The organism is Permianibacter aggregans (assembly GCF_009756665.1).
GTDB lineage: Bacteria > Pseudomonadota > Gammaproteobacteria > Enterobacterales > Permianibacteraceae > Permianibacter > Permianibacter aggregans.
This window is the reverse complement of record NZ_CP037953.1, coordinates 4,125,084-4,142,377: the sequence shown is the minus strand read 5'-3', so window position 1 is coordinate 4,142,377 and position 17,294 is coordinate 4,125,084. Positions and strand designations below refer to the sequence as shown.

14 protein-coding genes are annotated in these 17,294 nt (G+C 54.1%); 3 read left to right on the top strand and 11 right to left on the bottom strand.

Annotated elements, in window-relative coordinates; all coding sequences use genetic code 11:
• Positions 1–21 precede the first annotated feature (21 nt).
• From metX to metB, 3 genes are read left to right on the top strand one after another with little or no spacing between them, the layout of a single operon-like run.
• The gene (gene metX / locus E2H98_RS18645) at positions 22–1,113 is read left to right on the top strand and encodes a homoserine O-acetyltransferase MetX (RefSeq protein ID WP_133587297.1); all 1,092 of its coding nucleotides are present in this window, start codon (positions 22–24) and stop codon (positions 1,111–1,113) included.
• The gene (locus E2H98_RS18640; RefSeq protein ID WP_133587295.1) at positions 1,110–3,419 is read left to right on the top strand and encodes an amino acid kinase family protein; all 2,310 of its coding nucleotides are present in this window, start codon (positions 1,110–1,112) and stop codon (positions 3,417–3,419) included. Before metX ends, E2H98_RS18640 begins: the two co-directional genes overlap by 4 nt.
• Positions 3,420–3,433: 14 nt before the next feature.
• Entirely contained in the window at positions 3,434–4,633 is a 1,200-nt protein-coding gene (gene metB, locus E2H98_RS18635; RefSeq protein ID WP_133587293.1) for a cystathionine gamma-synthase, read from the top strand.
• A 12-nt stretch (positions 4,634–4,645) separates the two neighbouring features.
• On the opposite strand, the gene E2H98_RS18630 is transcribed toward metB, so the two are convergent.
• The 11 genes from E2H98_RS18630 to E2H98_RS18580 form a co-directional block, all read right to left on the bottom strand.
• Positions 4,646–6,658: an ATP-binding protein gene (locus E2H98_RS18630; RefSeq protein ID WP_133587291.1), complete on the bottom strand. Its 2,013-nt coding sequence runs from the start codon at positions 6,656–6,658 to the stop codon at positions 4,646–4,648.
• A gap of 15 nt (positions 6,659–6,673) precedes the next feature.
• Positions 6,674–6,943, bottom strand: a complete 270-nt coding sequence (locus E2H98_RS18625; RefSeq protein ID WP_133587289.1) for a hypothetical protein — start codon at positions 6,941–6,943, stop codon at positions 6,674–6,676.
• A gap of 16 nt (positions 6,944–6,959) precedes the next feature.
• A complete protein-coding gene (locus E2H98_RS18620; protein WP_133587287.1) occupies positions 6,960–7,805 on the bottom strand; it encodes an SAM-dependent methyltransferase in 846 nt (281 codons plus the stop codon).
• Between the two features lie 63 nt (positions 7,806–7,868).
• Positions 7,869–8,519, bottom strand: coding sequence for a DedA family protein (locus E2H98_RS18615; RefSeq protein WP_133587285.1), 651 nt, complete (start codon positions 8,517–8,519; stop codon positions 7,869–7,871).
• A gap of 65 nt (positions 8,520–8,584) precedes the next feature.
• Positions 8,585–9,517, bottom strand: a complete 933-nt coding sequence (metF, locus tag E2H98_RS18610; RefSeq protein ID WP_133587283.1) for a methylenetetrahydrofolate reductase — start codon at positions 9,515–9,517, stop codon at positions 8,585–8,587.
• A 21-nt stretch (positions 9,518–9,538) separates the two neighbouring features.
• Positions 9,539–11,830 (bottom strand): 5-methyltetrahydropteroyltriglutamate--homocysteine S-methyltransferase, encoded by a 2,292-nt coding sequence (gene metE, locus E2H98_RS18605; RefSeq protein WP_133587281.1) that lies wholly within the window; start codon positions 11,828–11,830, stop codon positions 9,539–9,541.
• Between the two features lie 236 nt (positions 11,831–12,066).
• Positions 12,067–12,837, bottom strand: a complete 771-nt coding sequence (locus E2H98_RS18600; protein WP_133587279.1) for an ABC transporter ATP-binding protein — start codon at positions 12,835–12,837, stop codon at positions 12,067–12,069.
• Positions 12,831–13,817, bottom strand: coding sequence for a FecCD family ABC transporter permease (locus E2H98_RS18595; protein ID WP_133587277.1), 987 nt, complete (start codon positions 13,815–13,817; stop codon positions 12,831–12,833). Before E2H98_RS18595 ends, E2H98_RS18600 begins: the two co-directional genes overlap by 7 nt.
• Positions 13,814–14,620, bottom strand: a complete 807-nt coding sequence (locus E2H98_RS18590) for an ABC transporter substrate-binding protein (RefSeq protein ID WP_133587275.1) — start codon at positions 14,618–14,620, stop codon at positions 13,814–13,816. The genes E2H98_RS18595 and E2H98_RS18590 overlap by 4 nt, the downstream gene beginning before the upstream one ends.
• A complete protein-coding gene (gene cobO, locus E2H98_RS18585; protein WP_133587273.1) occupies positions 14,620–15,225 on the bottom strand; it encodes a cob(I)yrinic acid a,c-diamide adenosyltransferase in 606 nt (201 codons plus the stop codon). The genes E2H98_RS18590 and cobO overlap by 1 nt, the downstream gene beginning before the upstream one ends.
• 19 nt (positions 15,226–15,244) lie before the next feature.
• Positions 15,245–17,179 (bottom strand): TonB-dependent receptor, encoded by a 1,935-nt coding sequence (locus tag E2H98_RS18580; RefSeq protein ID WP_162848135.1) that lies wholly within the window; start codon positions 17,177–17,179, stop codon positions 15,245–15,247.
• Positions 17,180–17,294: the final 115 nt, after the last annotated feature.

Here is a 17,294-nt window from a genome sequence, read left to right as displayed (position 1 = left end):
TGCACGTTTGGACGTCTATTTATGGAAGCCATCGCCACCACCACACCGCTGATTCACAGTCGCGTTCCCCTCCATCAGGACACGCAGCTTTGGCACAGCCATGCGCCGTTGGCGCTGGATTCTGGTGAATTGCTTCCCGAGTACGAGCTCGCTTGGCGTTGTTGGGGCAAGCTGAACAGCAAGCGCGATAATGCCGTGCTGGTCGTACACGCCTTATCCGGCAGCGCCGATTTGGAGGCCTGGTGGCCGGAATTGCTCGGTGCCGGTAAACCGCTGGACCCGGAACACGATTTCGTCATCTGCATCAATTTGCTCGGCAGTTGCTACGGCAGCTCTGGCCCTTTGACGTTGAACCCATACAATCACCGGCCATGGAGGTCCGCGTTCCCGCGCATCAGCGTCCGTGACCAGGTGCGGACGCAATCGGCGCTGATTGAGCACTTGGGCATTCAACAATTACGCATTATCGGCCCTTCGCTTGGCGGCATGATCGCGCTGGAATGGGCGCTGCTGAAACCGGAACTGGTGCATTCGCTGACCTTGATTGCCACCACGGCAGCCCATTCGGCACAAGCTATTGCCAATAGCGAATGCCAACGCGCCGCGATACGCCTCGACCCCAGTTTCAACAATGGCGACTACCCGATCGAGCAACAACCGCAGCATGGTCTGGCGTTGGCGCGTCGTCTGGCATTCATCGGTTATCGCTGCAGTGAAGAATTCAGCGAGCGTTTTGGCCGGGTCGGTGGCCAGCAACAATCCTTTTCGGTGCTCGATTACTTGAGTCATCAGGGCGAAAAATTCGTTCGCCGTTTCGACGCCAATAGCTACATCCGTTTGACCGAATGCATGAACTCGCACGACGTCGGTCGCGGCCGCGGTTCAACCGAAGCCGCTTTACAAACCATTTCGCAACCTTGTTTGGTACTCAGCCTTGACAGTGATCAACTATATCCGCCTGCGGAACAGCAGTTTCTCGCAGAGCACCTGCCGAATGTGCAGCACCGTGTCATACGCAGCCGCTACGGCCACGATGGCTTTCTGATTGAAACAGAAGCCGTCGCCGCCGTACTGACCCCATTTCTACGCAGCACGGAAACCCATTCGACATGAGCACGTCATTGAAAAAGAAAACCATCACGCTGAAATTCGGCGGCAGTACGCTGGCTTCAGCCACGCATTTTCTGCAAGTCGCCGAATACCTTAAAACCCGCTGTCAATCAGCAACCGTTATTGCTGTCGTATCAGCGACCAAAGGCACCACTGATGCGCTATATGCCTGCACACAATTGGCCAAGCACAATCGCGAACAAGCTTCGCAAGCACTGAGCGACATCCTCGCTGCGCACAATAAACTGGTCACTGAACTACTACCAGCAAGTTTTGCCAGCAATTACCGTCAAGAAATTGCTCACTACCTGGAGCAGACAAAAACCCGACTGCAAAACATTCATCAAGGTGAAAACATCGATTGGCATATCGCGTTTGTTTTGTCGCTTGGCGAAAAACTGTCGGCGTCGTTACTGAGCGCTCTGCTGCAATCACAACAGCGCACGGCGAGCTGGGTGCCTTCGGAATTATTGATCCGCACCGATAGTGAACCGTTCAATACCAACCTCGACCAATCTGCTACGGAAAAAGCCTTCGCTGCGCTGAACGAGGATTACTTTCAATCTGCGATTCGCATCATCACCGGCTTTTGCGGCGCGGATAAAGACGGCCGCACGACGTTGCTGGGGCGCAATGCTTCCGATTACTCCGCAGCCATTGTTACCGCTTTTGCTGCTGATGAATTGGAGTTGCTCGGCGATACCGCAGGAATTCTCAGTGCCGATCCGGATTACGTACCGGGCGCTGAAACCGTTGCTGAGCTCTCGGTTGAAGATGCATGCTTGTTATCGCAATGTGGCGCCGGGGTATTACACCCGCGCACATTGGAGCCACTATTAAAAACCGGCAAATCATTACGTCTCGGCACCCTGCAGCACGAACAGGGCACCAGCATTCGCGCACAATTAGCCCATCGCCAAGCCAGCCTGCTCGCCGCCTGGTCGCCACCGCAGCATGCTGAACTCAGCAAGAAACCACCACTGCCATTGAACTTGAAAAAATGGCAGGCGCGTTTTCCGGAAAGCTCGCTGGTCAGTGTATTTCTTGCCGACCATCATGCGCTTCGTTATTGGCAAAACCTGTTGACCGATATCGCCGCCCAGGCCGGCGTCAGCGTATTGCAACGAAAACTGCTGAGCAAACAGCGCGTAATCGTGTTTGCGATACCTTCCATCGAACTGCAGCGCTTTACTCGACTGTTGCACAGCCGCTTGTATCCATTACAACAGGAAACGGCCGTGGCTATCATTGGTGCCAGCGGTCGCATTGGTCGTCAGACCTTGCAGTTACTATTGACCGAAGGTCAGCGCCTGTTCGCGGAATCTGGAACACAGCTGCGAGTGATTGCCCTGTGCAACTCAAAACAAACGCTGTGGTGTAAACGCCATGAAAATGATTGCCAGGGTTTGTTAAACCGATTGGCGGAACAACCACTGCAACAGCGCCCGGCGAGTCTGCTCGCCCAGGAGTTATTGTCTCAGGGATACGACAAATTGGTGGTCGTCGATGCCTCAGCCAGCAGCGAAATCGCTGGCCTTTATGAACAGTTTTTGGCCGCCGGTGTCGCCGTCGTAACGCCCAATAAACTGGCCAACTCCGACGCCCTGCAACGCTTCACCGAACTGCAATCACTGGCGCGCAAACACCGCGTGCCCTACTGCTATGAAACCACTGTCGCCGCGGCGTTGCCGGTACTGAAGCCGCTGCTGGACTTACGCCGCGCAGGCGATACGCCGCATCATGTCGAAGCGGTGTTGTCCGGCACTATCGGTTTTGTTTTGGACAGCGTTCAGCAAGGCACGCCGTTCTCTGCCGCCGTACAACAAGCGGTGGAAAAAGGTTACGCCGAGCCGGACCCATTGCAGGATTTGAGCGGCGAAGATGTCGCACGAAAAATGCTGATCCTGCTGCGCACTTGTGGCATTCGCATCGAGCGCAGTGAAATCGAATTGACGCCGTTGCACGACACCAACCTACACGGACCGATTAATCAGCAGGTTGACGAACGTTGGCGCCAATTGGTTCTTGAGGTGCAAGCAGCGAATCAGCGCCTTTGTTATGCCGCGCAATACCGTGACGGCAACGTTTCCGTCGGCTTGAAACGTATCGATGCGCAATCACCTTTCTATCGTTTGCGTGGCACAGAGAACGCCGTCATCTATCAATCAACGTTTTATCAGGATATCCCATTGACCGTCACCGGCCCCGGAGCCGGTATCAACGTCACCAGCGCCGGTCTTTTTGCCGACATCGTTGTCGCCGCCGAAGCGCTGTCCCGTCGCGCACCATTGTCCGCGATTGCGGCCTGAAAGGAGTGAAGAAAGTGAGAAGAGCACGACCATCAACCCGCCTGGTTCGCAGTGGCCTGGAAACCGACAGCCAACACGGTGCCGTCATTCCGCCTATATACCTGAGCAGCAATTATCGCTTTCCGGAATTCGGCGTGCCCGGCCGTTATGACTACACTCGTTCTGGCAACCCCACTCGCGATTTGCTCGGCGAAGCCTTGGCCGATCTGGAAGGCGGATTTGGCGGCATTGTCACTGCCACCGGCATGGCCGCCGTGACATTGGTTTTGCAATTACTGACGCCGCAAGATCTGGTGTTCGCACCACACGACTGTTATGGCGGCACCTATCGATTGCTGAGCCGTTTCCAACAACGGCAAGTGGTCAATGCCGAGTTCCACAACCAGCTTGAGGCGGAGTTTCTGGAAAAAATCCGCGTGCGCAAACCGAAACTCGTGTGGATCGAAACGCCGTCAAATCCCTTGCTGCGCATCGCCGACATTCAGGCCATTGCCGAAGCCGCCAAACAGGTCAATGCCCTCGTTGTCGTCGACAACACCTTCCTGTCGCCAGTGCTGCAACAACCACTGGCACTAGGCGCCGACTTGGTCATTCACTCGACGACCAAATACATCAATGGCCATAGCGATGTCGTTGGCGGTGCCGTGATTGCGAAAACTGCAGAGCTTTTTGAGCAAATCAAGTTCTGGGCAAACTGTCTTGGCTTGACGGCGTCGCCTTTTGATTCGTATTTGACGCTGCGCGGCTTGCGTACACTGGAAGCGCGGATGTCGGTGCATCTGGCCAACACCGAAGCGGTAACGGAAGTACTGAGCCATCACCAGGCGGTGTGCAAAGTGCACTACCCTGGCCTACCTTCGCATCCTGGCCATGAGCTAGCTGCGAAACAACAAACCGATTTTGGAGCAATGCTGAGTTTCGAGTTGCAGGACAGCGATGAAGTACAACTGTTTTTGCAGCATTTACAGCACTTCTCACTAGCTGAGTCGCTGGGAGGTGTCGAAAGTCTGGTTGCTCATCCAGCGACGATGACGCATGCCGCCATGGATGCGGAGGCTCGTCGCCGTGCCGGCATCAGTGATGGTTTGCTGCGCTTATCGATTGGCATTGAAGACGCCGAAGATCTTTGTGGCGCGCTGGAAGATGCTCTAGACGTCGTGTTTGAAACTCGGGAATTTGCTCGGCGCAAAACACGCCAAGTGCTAAATACTTAAAGGATTCCATTATTAAACCCGAGCCGGTACCGAAACCGGCTCGGCGTACGCTTGCTGTTTGGCGAGTGGCAAGGTAAACCAAAAAATGCTGCCAATACCCAATTCTGACTCAACGCCAATTTTGCCGCCGTGGCGCTCAACCAACTCCTTGACTATCGTCAACCCTAGACCAACCCCGGGATAACTGCGACTAGCCGAGTTGTCCACCTGAGCAAACGCTTCAAAAATGACTTCAAGTTTATCGGAAGGAATTCCGATACCAGTATCTTTGACACTCACTTTCAGAAAGTCACCTTGCTGCTCAGCTGATAAATGAATGCTGCCCGCCGTTGTGAATTTCATAGCATTGCCAATTAAATTAGTCAGTATTTGTTTGACCCGGTACGGTGTCGCCAGCACCTTTGGAACATCGTCATGAATTTGATTGATAAATCGAACGCCGTGACGCTGAATGCCAGAACCATGCAATGTCGCCAACTCCTCAACCAACGGCCGCAGGGCTAACACTTCACAGCGCTCCGGCGTTGAACGCTCAGGCAGCGAGGCATAGGTCAACAGATCATCGACGACCGCCGATAAACTTCGTCCACAGTCAGCGATCATCTGCACATGATGTCTCTCGTCTTCAGACAGCTCAGCCAACAACAGTAACTCTGACAATCCAACAATACCGTTCAATGGCGTGCGCAGTTCGTGTGAAGTATTGGCTAAAATCCTGGTTTTAACCTTATCCAGCTCCATCAATTTAGCGTTAAGTTGACGCTGCTCTTTCAGACGGGCATTGGCTCTGGCACGGTAAAACCAAAATGCCATCAACCCGAGAATAACAAACGCAACACCGATTGACAGTAACACCATGTACTTGTGCTGCTCAACCTGCATTTTCTGGATTTCGTTTTGCGCAGCTAGGTTGTCGATTTCACGCTGTTTCTTTTCACTCTGAAATGCAGCTTCTATTATGCTCGTTCGCATCGCTGCTGCATGGGAGTAGCTTGTTTCGGCAAATTGCCGATGTTTTTCGGCGTACTCCAGTGCTTTTTTGTATTGCCCCTCTTGGCGAAGCAGTTGTGACTGATCGCGATACACCAATCCCAGGGATGGGTTGTTGACTAAGCCAGCAAGGTATTCCGCTCGATTCAGATGCAATTTTGCGCCTTGATAATCGCCACGCAGCATCAAAATTCTTCCATGAATGCGCAACGCCTCTCCTTGCCAAACCTTCACTTCGTCTTGTTCAGTCAGACTGAGTCGTTGGGCGCTAATCTCAAGTGCTTTTTCGTAGTTATTTTTTTCAATGAAATGTTCGGTCATTGAGCCATAAAGCAGAACCCGATAGGAAAGCACATCGGGATGTTCAGCATGTTGAAGATAGATATGCTCAGCTTTGAGCCAAGAATCTTCCGCCATTTGCGAAGATCCAGCCAATACGTAGGCATTCCCGAGTCCTTGATACGCGTTAGCGACCGTTATGGGGTCATCCAATTGCTCAGCCAAGTCCCGAAGCTTGTTGTAGTACTCTAAACTACGATCGGCGCTTTGAATTGCTCTAAAAACATTACCAATATTGTTGTAAACTTTTAACAGACCTGCCTTGTCATCCAAACTATGAAACAACGTTTCGGCCATCAAGTAATTTTCAAGCGCTTTGTCATTAACGGAAAAAATGTAGAAGCAATTGCCAATTACCATTCGAGCTCTAGCCATCGCTCGCATACTTTGTTGTTGCTCAGCGTAGTGAAGGGCTTTCTGTGCTTTGTCGAGCGCCTCCATGGTTTTTCCGGCGATAAACCATGCGTATGCTTCTTCGCTACGGACCATTGCTTTCATATCCTGATCTGAAAGCACATGCTCCAAAGCGTAAAATTCGCTTGCATTGGCAATCGTCTCTGTAGGTGCAGAGAAAGAGCGTTCCAGTACTTGCTGATAAAGATCCAATGCCTTGCGTTGATCAACGTCCGCATCAGCCTTCGCTGATACGGCGCCAATCCAGACTACCAGCATTAGCAGAAACTGAACGCTTTTCACCTGGCCACTCCAAGCTTAGTCGATTGCGTTAATTTTAATTATTGAGTTGGTCGAGTTTATCCAGCTCTCGACACGCATTTTCACGCCCTTACTCAACGCCGCATTAATATGGTCATTATCATGATTCAGAACGGCTTTGATATCCCGCTCGGTTAATCCCAGCTTTTTCATAATCGCCGTGCGGTTGTCGTCACGTTCTTTAGCGGTGGCACCTTTATTCCACTCCGCCAGAAATTTAGCATCAAGCGCCAAACGAACCGTCATATCTGCCAATGCTTTGGACATTTTGTTCTCCCCTACTTCAGTTGTTGTTTTGCCACGGTGAAAGCGGTGCTGCCGGCACCGCCTCAAACCCTTTTAAATCGGATTTATTCAATGCCAACCATTCCAGACGCGAATCGATCAAGGTCGCACGATGAACGGGCGGGACATAGAGCGTACTGTACTCTTTGAATTGGACGGTATTCAGCTCATCCAGAGCCACCCACTCCTTACGGGCTTGTTCCAGCGGCGATATCGGCGCTTCGTAAACGCAGACACGATGATCGGCTGGGTACCATTGCTGCAGGCAGGTGATCAGCGCATCAATGCCGCGCTCACCCGGCACAAATCGTTTCAGCGACACTTCACCGGTCAAACCGACCTGCCAAAGAATCAACGCTGCCGTTGGCGCAACGGATTGCTGGGTGAAGAGAAATGAGGTGGCCTCGAAACTCTGCCAGCCGTGTTCAGCCGGGTCGACACCGAGATCTGCAATGAGACAGGCTTCGGCGGAGATGCCCGGCAACATGCGTACCGAATAGCCTTGTTCTTGTAATTGGCGCATGACCGCATGAGTTGGCGTCACGAACACGCCAGGATGACCGTATGCCACTACACAGGTGTTACGACCCTGATGTACCTGCTCGACAATCGCCTCAGCCATCGCTTTATAGGTTTCAGGGCGGGTACGGTTTTCGTAGAGATCGAGCAGGTTGATGAAGTTGTCATTCAGACTGATGACATGATGAGCAGCAAGCGCGGTGGGTAAAATCAGCAATACGACGTCGGCGGCACGAATATGACTCTCCGCTTCCAGCGTCATTTGTCCGGGCTGCAATCCTGCGCCCACTATTGTCAATCGGCCTTGCCTGTTACCCGTATTCATCTTCAGCTATTGTTGTTCGGGAACGTTCTGCAGCAAGCCTACCACAGCTTTAAGGCTTGACGCCTATCCTTCGCTGATTTGGGCGGCTCGTCGTTTCTTGTTCCATTCATTGAGTACAGCGATGACCGCCGGCATAACGGAGATCACGATGATCGCCAACACTACCAGCGAAAAATGTTTTTTCACGGCCGGCATATTGCCGAACAGATAACCCAAGCCGATAAAGGATGGCACCCACAGCAACGAACCAAGCGAACTGAAACCGATAAAGCGACGATACGGCATATTGCCGACACCGGCTACGAATGGCGCAAAGGTGCGAATGATCGGCAAAAAGCGCGCGATGATGACGGTTTGCGGGCCCCAGCGATCATAATAGGCCTGGGTTTTGACCAAATAGGCACGATTCAGCCAACGCGAGTCTTCGCGAAAGACGCGCGGCCCCATCCAGCGACCGAAAAAGTAATTGGTGTTGTCGCCAAGAAATGCCGCCAGCGCGATCAAACCGCCGGCCAACCACGGGTCCAAACCACCGAGCGCGGCAATGGCACCAACGGCGAACAACAAAGAATCACCTGGCAGAAATGGCGTAACGACCAAACCGGTTTCGGCGAACACAATCGCGAACAGAATGGCATAGATCCAGACGCCATATTGCTGGGTCATCGCCAGCAGGTGGGCGTCAATATGAAGGATAAAATCAATCAGCGGCACAGCGGTAACAGGTTCTGGCTCAGCGAAGGCCGGCAGTCTACCGGTGTTTTCGCCAAAAACAAACCTCAGACCGAGGCCAACTGGGGGGCAGCATGTCGACCGGGCAAGCCTACAAGGCGCAGCGCATGGCAAATCGCGTAAGAGAGCTCAGCTCGGTTCAGCGTATAGAAATGAAAATCGGCAACACCTTCATTGATTAGCAACTTGACCTGTTCCAACGCCAGACTGGCGCCGATCAGGCGCCGCGTCTCCGGATCATCATCCAAGCCTTCGTATAGATGCCCCATCCAGCTCGGCACTCGCGTGCCGCAGCCGGAGGCAAAGCGCTCAACCTGCCGGTAATTGCTGACCGGCAGAATTCCCGGCGTGATCGGCAACTCAATGCCTGCCGAACGACAACGGTCACGAAAACGCAAAAACGCGCAGTTGTCGAAAAAGAATTGGGTGATGATGTCGGTGGCGCCCGCGTCAACTTTGCGTTTCAGGTTATCCAAATCATGACGGGCACTGCGCGCTTCCGGATGCACTTCGGGATAGGCGGCAACGGAAATTTTCTCAACGCCTTGCTGCCGGAGGAAAGCCACCAGATCGGAAGCGTACTGAAAATCACCACCCGTCTGTGTTGCACTCGCCGGCAAGTCACCACGCAGCGCAACGATATGATTGACGCCTAGCTGACGATAGCGGCTGACGATGTCAGCAATTTCCTCACGACTGGCATCGATGCAGGTCAGATGCGGCACCGGCGTTAAATCGGTTTCCTGTACCAAGCGCTCAATGACCGCATGCGTCCGATCACGGGTTGAGCGGTTGGCGCCATAAGTCACTGACACAAACTGTGGTTTGAACTTGGCGAGCTTGACGACCGATTGCCACAGCGTATCGGCCATCTCTGGCGAATTCGGCGGAAAAAATTCGAACGATACGTTCAAACGATCTTCCACTTTCTCCCACTGGCGATTCAGCGTTTCCAACAACCGCGCGGCCGTCAAGCCCATGATGTTTCTCCCCAAGGTTGTTCAGGCCACCGCCGCCGGTTGATGCTTTGCACGCAAGCGTTTTGCTGCCTGCACCATCGCCTGCAATGCTCGCTCGGTTTCCGGCCAGGCGCGCGTTTTCAAACCGCAATCGGGGTTCACCCACAGCCGTTCTTGTGGAATATGTTGCAAGGCCTTTTCCAATAACACTTCGATTTGCTCGGTTGTCGGTACTACCGGCGAATGAATGTCGTAAACGCCAGGGCCGATTTCGTTCGGGTAAGCAAAATCACGGAATGCCTGCAGCAACTCCATATGCGAACGCGAAGTCTCGATGGTGATGACGTCGGCATCGAGTGCGGCAATCGAGTCGATAATCTCGTTGAATTCCGAGTAACACATATGGGTATGGATTTGCGTGGTGTCAGCAACGCCGGAGGTAGCCAACTTGAACGCGTTGACGGCCCAATCGAGATAAGCACCCTGCTCGCCTTTGCGCAGTGGCAAGCCTTCGCGAATCGCCGGTTCATCGATCTGGATAATCGTGATGCCAGCTTTTTCCAAATCGAGCACTTCATCGCGCAGCGCCAGCGCTATTTGCTCGCACTGTGCCTGACGTGACAAATCGTCGCGATTGAATGACCAGCAAAGAATCGTTACCGGACCGGTCAACATGCCTTTTACCGGCTTTTCCGTCAACGATTGCGCGTACACGGCCCAATCAACGGTAATCGAGGCCTTACGTTCGACGTCGCCAAAAATGACCGGTGGCTTGACGCAGCGCGAACCATAGCTTTGCACCCAACCGTTTTCCGTGAACAAAAAGCCTTCGAGTTGTTCGCCGAAATACTCGACCATGTCATTGCGCTCGGCTTCGCCGTGTACCAACACATCGAGCCCCAGCGCTTCCTGGCGTTGAATATGATCGGCGATCTGGGCGCGTATGCCCTGCCGATATTCCTGCTCACTGATCTGGCCTTTTTTCCAGCCTGCACGTAGTGCACGAATTTCCGGTGTTTGCGGAAATGAGCCGATGGTCGTCGTGGGAAATGCCGGTAACTCCAGCGCCGCGCGTTGCAAGGCTGCACGTTTGTTATAAGGCAAATGACGTTTGGCATCATTCTCATTGACCGCCGCGTGACGGGCACGAACTGCGGCTCGATGGGTTTGCGGCGAATGACGACGGGAGGCAATCACTTGATCACTTTCGCTCAGTTGTGATTCGACCGCTTCCACACCTTCGGCGAGCGCCCTGCTCAGCGTAACGATTTCATCAAGCTTTTGACGAGCGAATGCCAACCACTGCCTCTGCTCACTCGGCAATTTTTGTTCGTGTGTCAAATCGACCGGCACATGCTGCAGCGAACTCGATGCTGACACCCAAAGCCTGCCATTGAATTTCTGCTGTGCGGTTTTCAGCACTTGCAGCGAGGCACGCAAATCATTGCGCCAGATATTGCGACCATCGATGACGCCGAGCGACAGCACCCGCTCTTTTGGCCAGGCATCAATAATTTGCTGCACGGTGTCTGCGCCACGTACGGCATCGACGTGCAAGCCGTCCACCGCCACTGACTGCAACAGCGGCAGATGATGATCGACGCGATCAAAGTAGGTCGCCAGCAAAATACGGATCTGGTAATCCTGCAGATGCTTATAGGTAATCCGGAACGCTTCCTGCCAACGGTTATCGAGCTCGAATACCAGCGCCGGCTCGTCGATTTGAATCCATTTGCAACCCGTCTGCTCGATCGCTTGCAGCAGTTGGCGGTATACCGGAATCAGCTTTCCGAGCAGCGCCAGCTTGTCGCTGTTGTCAGTGGTTTTTGCCAGGTACAAATAGCTGATCGGTCCGAGAATAACCGGCTTGACCTTGTGGCCCTGCGCCAGGGCCTCATTGATTTGGCCAAGCAGCTGCTCAGCCTGAAGATGGAACGATTGATCGGCATGCAGTTCAGGCACCAGATAGTGATAATTGGTATCGAACCATTTGGTCAACTCGCTAGCCGTGGTCGCTTTGCCGGTTGGCGCTGCACCGCGGGCTGCACGGAAATAATTATCGAGCGCACTGCTGCCTTGATCGATGCAACGCTCAGGTAACGCACCTAACCATTGTGTGGTGTCCAGCACTTGATCATAAAAAGAAAAATCGCCGACGGTAACGTAATCAAGACCTGCATCCTTTTGCGCTTGCCAATGTGACTTGCGCAACGCCGCTGCCACGGCCTGCAAATCGTTTTCACTGAGCTCACCACGCCAGTATTTTTCCAGGGCAAATTTCAATTCCCGTTTCGCGCCAATCCGTGGATAGCCGAGTACGTGGGCAACGCTCATGTCGTTCTCCATTTAGATGTTTAGCCGTCTATTTGGCAAACAATAGTATTTGGCCATCTAAACGTCAAGACATTTATACGAGAACAATTCGGGAATGCGGTTAAAGGTTCGGGCTACGACAGAGAAATAAGATAAACAGCCTTTATTTTCATAAACTTACGGAATGTATTTAAGGTGGATTTGAGAGTGAAATATGCCTTTTTCTTATGTCATCCGCTGCGAAAGCCGCGGAGGCATCAAAGCATGCGTTCCGGCAGCACGGTCAATCCAGCGGGATGTTTCAGGATGCTGACCTGCATTCGATAGACATCGGCGAATCGTTCACCGGTCAACACCTGCTCGACCGAACCATCGGCGATCACCCGACCCCCCTTAAGCAATACCAAACGAGTGCAGAAATGCGCCGCCAGGTTGATGTCGTGCAGCGCGACCATGACCGCCCCGCCCTGCCAGGTATGGCGCTGAAACACACTCATCGCCTGCCATTGATGGAACCAGTCCAGCATCGCCACCGGCTCATCGGCCAGCCACAGCGGTGCATCGGTCGCCAGCATCCGGGCCAGCATCACCCGCATCTGTTCGCCGCCGGACAGCTCAGTAAAGGGGCGCTCGGCCAGCGCCAGCAAGTCCGTATCGTGCAGCGCTTGCTCAACCAAACGGTGGTCCTCTTCGGAGCGGAATCGCCATTGTCGATGCGGTAGTCGGCCTAGACGCACCAGTTCCCGTACCGGCATCGGCCAATATGCCTGTGCCGACTGCGGCAGATAGCTCAGCAACCGGGCGCGTTGTCGTGGCGAGTAATCAAGAAGGCTCTGATCGTTAAGCCGTATGTCGCCTTCGCTGAACACCTGTAATCCGCCCAGCGAATTCAGCAGTGTGCTTTTACCGGCACCATTGGGACCAAGCAGGCCAATGAGTTCGCCACCACTGACCGATAACGAAACATCATGAAGCACCGCCTGCTGGCGATAAGCAACGGACACATTGTTGGCGATGAGCTTCACCATAACGCGCGTCGCTCCCTGATCACCAAATAAAAGAAAAACGGCGCACCGAGCAGCGCCGTCAGCACACCGAGTTTCAATTCTCGCCCCGGCGCCAACACCTGCACGGCAATGTCGATTGCCACCATTAGCGCCGCACCCGTCAACGCTGACACCGGCAACAAACGACCCGGATCATGAGCAACCAATGGCCGCATTAAATGTGGAACCAATAATCCGATAAAACCAATGGCGCCACTGACCGCCACCGCGGCACCGACGGAAATCGCAATCGCCAGCACCATCAACAGGCGTTCATGGCCAATGGCAAAACCAAGGCTCTGAGCGGTGCGTTCACCGAGTGTCAGCGCTCGCAAGAATGGCGCTCGTGACCACAACAAGACGCTGCCAACGAGCATGCACGGCATGGCCAGCCACCACTCATCCATTGTTCGATTGGCAAACGAACCCAGCAGCCAGTAGACAATTTCGGCGGTGGCGTATGGGTTCGGCGCAAAATTAAGTGCCAGTGCAATGCCCGATGACGCAACGGCGCCCACTGCAACGCCAGCAAGAATCACTGTGCTCGTTGAGGCATCACGACCGGCCAGCACTTGCATCAGCAATACCGCTGACGCGGCACCGATAATCGCTGTGCTCAAAAACACCAATGGATGTGAAAGCGTGCCGCCGTAATAAATCGACAGCACGGCACCCAATGCCGCGGCACTGCTGACACCGAGCAAACCCGGTTCAGCCAATGGATTGCGCAGCAAGCCCTGCATTGCCGCGCCGCTGATGCCGAGCACTGCACCAACACTGGCGGCCAGCAGCGTGCGTGGCAAACGGATTTCATGAAAAACAATCTGTTGCAGCGTTGCTTCATTGCCATCGTTGTAAAACAGCAATGACCAATCGAGCGGTATGGTGCCGGTCGTCAAATGCCAAACACTGAGCAGCAATAACACCGCGAACAACGCGCCATACAACGACCCGATCTTCATCGTATTGCCTCGTTTAACAATACAACTGCTTTTGCCGTTGCCGGTTGCGCGCAAAGCCAGAGTGAGGTCGGGATTTCAATATTGATGGTGTGGCGCCGGTATTCGCGCAGCGCCGGATGCTGCAATTGACGATGCGCCAAAGCATCCTGGCGCTGATCCGTGGTTTCCAGAATCAGAACATCCGGCTGATGTTGTAATAACGCTTCCAATGGCAACTCACCATCAAACTGCCATTGCAGCGGCTCGGCGATTGGCAGCAGACCGGCGCGCTGCATCACTTCGTGTTTGATGGATTGCTGACCCGGCACGTAACTATTGGGCGCGTAATTGACCGCCAGTAATTTTTTTTGCGTTGCCGGTGTCGGCATGTCGAGCTGTTCGCGCATAGCCATCAACAACTGCTGCGCGCGCGCTTGTCTTTGTAGGCGTTGACCAAGCTGTAAAACCAGCTTTTCGATTTCTGCAAAGCGTTGCGGGCTATCAAACACTGCCACCGGATAATCGAGTCGTTGTAACAAGCGCTGTGTCGCGCCCGTTTCATGGCGTGAAGCCAGAATCAAATCAGGGTTCAGTGCAATGATTTCCTCGACCCGACCGTGATGCACATTGACCTGTTGTGCCTGCCGCCAGTGATAGCTGTATTGCCGGTCACGGGCGAGAAAACTGACGCCGGCGATCTGCTCCGGTTCGGCCAGCGCCAGCAGGTACTCATCCATGCATAACGACAGCGAAACCACTCGCTGCGGCGCTGCTTGCGCAACGCTTGCGGCGGTCAGAAAAAGGGCAAGAAAGCTGAATCGCATCAGTAATCTACGCCTTTCCTGGCCATGACCCCGTTTCGAAACGCGTGCTTGACGTCCTGAATCTCGGCAACGGTATCTGCCAGTTCGCGCAACGCGCTGCCGCCGCCGCGTCCGGTAACGACAACAGAAAGCTGCGGGCGGCGATCACGAATGGCGTTCAACACCAGTTGTTCATCGAGATAGCGAAAACCGAGCATATAAGTCAGTTCATCGAGAACCAGCAAATCCAGCTCAGGATTCTGCAAATGCTCAAGCGCAACCGCCCAGGTCCGCTCGGCCGCAGCGATATCGCTGTCGGGGTTCTGCGTGTCCCAGGTGAAACCGGTGCCCATCTGATAGAACGGCAGCTCCGGATGCTGCGTTCGCAGATAAATCTCTTCGCCGGACAATTGTTGGCCTTTGATGAACTGCACCACCGCGACGCGTTGGCCGTAACCGAGCGCACGCATGACCATGCCGAATGCCGAGCTGCTTTTGCCTTTGCCATCGCCGGTCAACAGCACCACTACGGAGCGCTCATCGCGGGCATCGGCAATCGCCTGATCGACACCGGCCTTCAGTTTTTTCATAACGCGCTGATGTTTGTCGTTGGCGGATTCGCTCATGCCCTGCACCCTTCAACAATTACTGACGATATTCTACGCTGAGTGCATACTGCGCCAGCGCCGCCGGATAGGCAAAAGCAAATGGCGACAAACCACCACTGTAGCCGTTGTAGCGTTTGTCACTGAGATTGTTGACGCGTAACTGCCACTGCCAGTTACGCAATTGCCAGCGCAGCGACGCGTTGAAAACGGTGTAACCGCCAAGCAGCTCCGAAACGTTGCTATTGTCGCCAGCGCGGTAGCGTGGACCGGTATAAACGGCGTCGGCGTAAAGCGACCATTGCTCACTGAACGCATAGCGAATCACGGCGTTGCTGACACGCTCGGCCGCAAGGGGCACCTCATTGCCGGCGAACGGCGCACTGCTGAGCTCGGCATCGGTATGACGATAATGCCAGTGAAGATCCAGTGCATCGGTGGCTTGCCACCGCACAGAGACATTGGCCCCCTGTCGCTCTGATGCCGGCAGATTGATGTTGGCACCGGTGCCCGGACCCCAAGGGCCATCAGCCAATGGATCGAAAACGATTTCGTTTTCGACATCCATGCTGAACAAGCCCAGCGTCAGCCTCAGGTGTTGCTGCTGATACTCAACTCCGAAATCCACGGTTTCCGATTCTTGCGGTGTCAGTGAGGTCAAACTGGCGGGAATAAAGCCATTCTCGTCGGCGTTCGGCCAACGAAAACCCTGATCGAATCGCAGATAACTGCGCCAGTGAGCGTCCAGTTGATAATTGAAACCCAACCGAAACACCGACAGCTGGTCATCAATTGCCTGACCACCTTGCTGATCACTCAGGCTGAACTCACTGCGGCGCCCGGCGATGACGGTACGAAAATCCTTGGACAATGGCGCCGAAATCTGGGCATAGAGATCATCGGTATCCTGCGAAAAACTCGTCGCACCGAAGCCGTAGTCGGATTGGTATTCGGTACGCTCAATGTCAGCGCCGGCGGTCAACAATAGCTCACCGTGTGTTAGCGGCCACTGCCCGGTCCATTTCGGTTGCAGCGTGCGAACCTCCGTCAACGTCGTAAACATACTGCCGAAAATTTCTCCGCTACCTTCTTCTTCGCGCTGTGCCAAGTCCAGATGCAATTGCTGACGATCATTCATGACAAAGCGACCAGCAAGGCGTTGCAGTGTTGTTTCGCGATTGCTGTATTGACCGGGCGTACCGGCCTGGCGCCGGTCATCACGAATCTGACTTTCACTCAAAGCGCCGGGTAGACGCAAACGGTCGTCATCCTGCTGCCATTCGGCAAAACCGCTGAACCAGCCGTTGTGAAAGTTCAGATGCAGCAAGCCTCGTTCGCGATCGCTGTTATTGTTATCGCGGTAATTGTCGGCGTGTTCGACATCAACCGCAGCGCGCACAGCAAATTGTTCGCCAAGGCGCTGATCGATACTGGCGTAATAGCGTTCCAAATCATCAGACCCACGTGCCGCGCTGAGCAGCAAAGCCTGCTCATTGACCTGGCGCGTGATGATATTGATCACACCGCCGCTGGCCTGGTCGCCATAAAGGCTGCTGGCACTGCCATGCAAAATCTCGATACGCTCGATATCGCGTAGCGGCACGACACTCAAGTCGGGGCCGGCCAATGAAGGGTTATTCAACTTGTGGCCGTTGACCAACACCAACACGTTGTTGACACCATTCTCACCAAAGCCGCGGAGGCTGATGCTGACACCGCGGCGCATATTGCCGATGTTGTCCTGGATCTGAATACCGGCCAGACCGTTCAGCACTTGGGCCAGCGTTTGGGCACCACTGTCGGCGATCATTTCGGCATCAATAACCTGAATATCGGCAGGCACTTGCTCCGGCGACTGCGGCAAACGGGCGCCGGTAACCACCATGTGCTCAACGATTGATTCAGTCTGATCAGCGAGCGCGGTACCAGCCAATAACAGGGCTGGTCCTGCCAGCGTTAAAAACAGGGATTTCAATTGCGATTCATCCATTCTTTTGGGCAAAGAAAAGATGCAGGAAGGAAATGCAGAAAGCAGAAAAGCAGCTGCCTCCGACGACGCCCTCCGCATCATCGTACTTGACGGCTCATTC

What these genes read in the sequence shown, in the direction of transcription:
- E2H98_RS18595 (WP_133587277.1), bottom strand. Translation starts at nt 13,817, where the DNA reads ATGAAGATCGGGTCGTTGTATGGCGCGTTGTTCGCGGTGTTATTGCTG.
- metE (WP_133587281.1), bottom strand. Translation starts at nt 11,830, where the DNA reads ATGAGCGTTGCCCACGTACTCGGCTATCCACGGATTGGCGCGAAACGG.
- metX (WP_133587297.1), top strand. Translation starts at nt 22, where the DNA reads ATGGAAGCCATCGCCACCACCACACCGCTGATTCACAGTCGCGTTCCC.
- E2H98_RS18600 (WP_133587279.1), bottom strand. Translation starts at nt 12,837, where the DNA reads ATGGTGAAGCTCATCGCCAACAATGTGTCCGTTGCTTATCGCCAGCAG.
- E2H98_RS18620 (WP_133587287.1), bottom strand. Translation starts at nt 7,805, where the DNA reads ATGAATACGGGTAACAGGCAAGGCCGATTGACAATAGTGGGCGCAGGA.
- E2H98_RS18640 (WP_133587295.1), top strand. Translation starts at nt 1,110, where the DNA reads ATGAGCACGTCATTGAAAAAGAAAACCATCACGCTGAAATTCGGCGGC.
- metF (WP_133587283.1), bottom strand. Translation starts at nt 9,517, where the DNA reads ATGGGCTTGACGGCCGCGCGGTTGTTGGAAACGCTGAATCGCCAGTGG.
- E2H98_RS18625 (WP_133587289.1), bottom strand. Translation starts at nt 6,943, where the DNA reads ATGTCCAAAGCATTGGCAGATATGACGGTTCGTTTGGCGCTTGATGCT.
- E2H98_RS18590 (WP_133587275.1), bottom strand. Translation starts at nt 14,620, where the DNA reads ATGCGATTCAGCTTTCTTGCCCTTTTTCTGACCGCCGCAAGCGTTGCG.
- cobO (WP_133587273.1), bottom strand. Translation starts at nt 15,225, where the DNA reads ATGAGCGAATCCGCCAACGACAAACATCAGCGCGTTATGAAAAAACTG.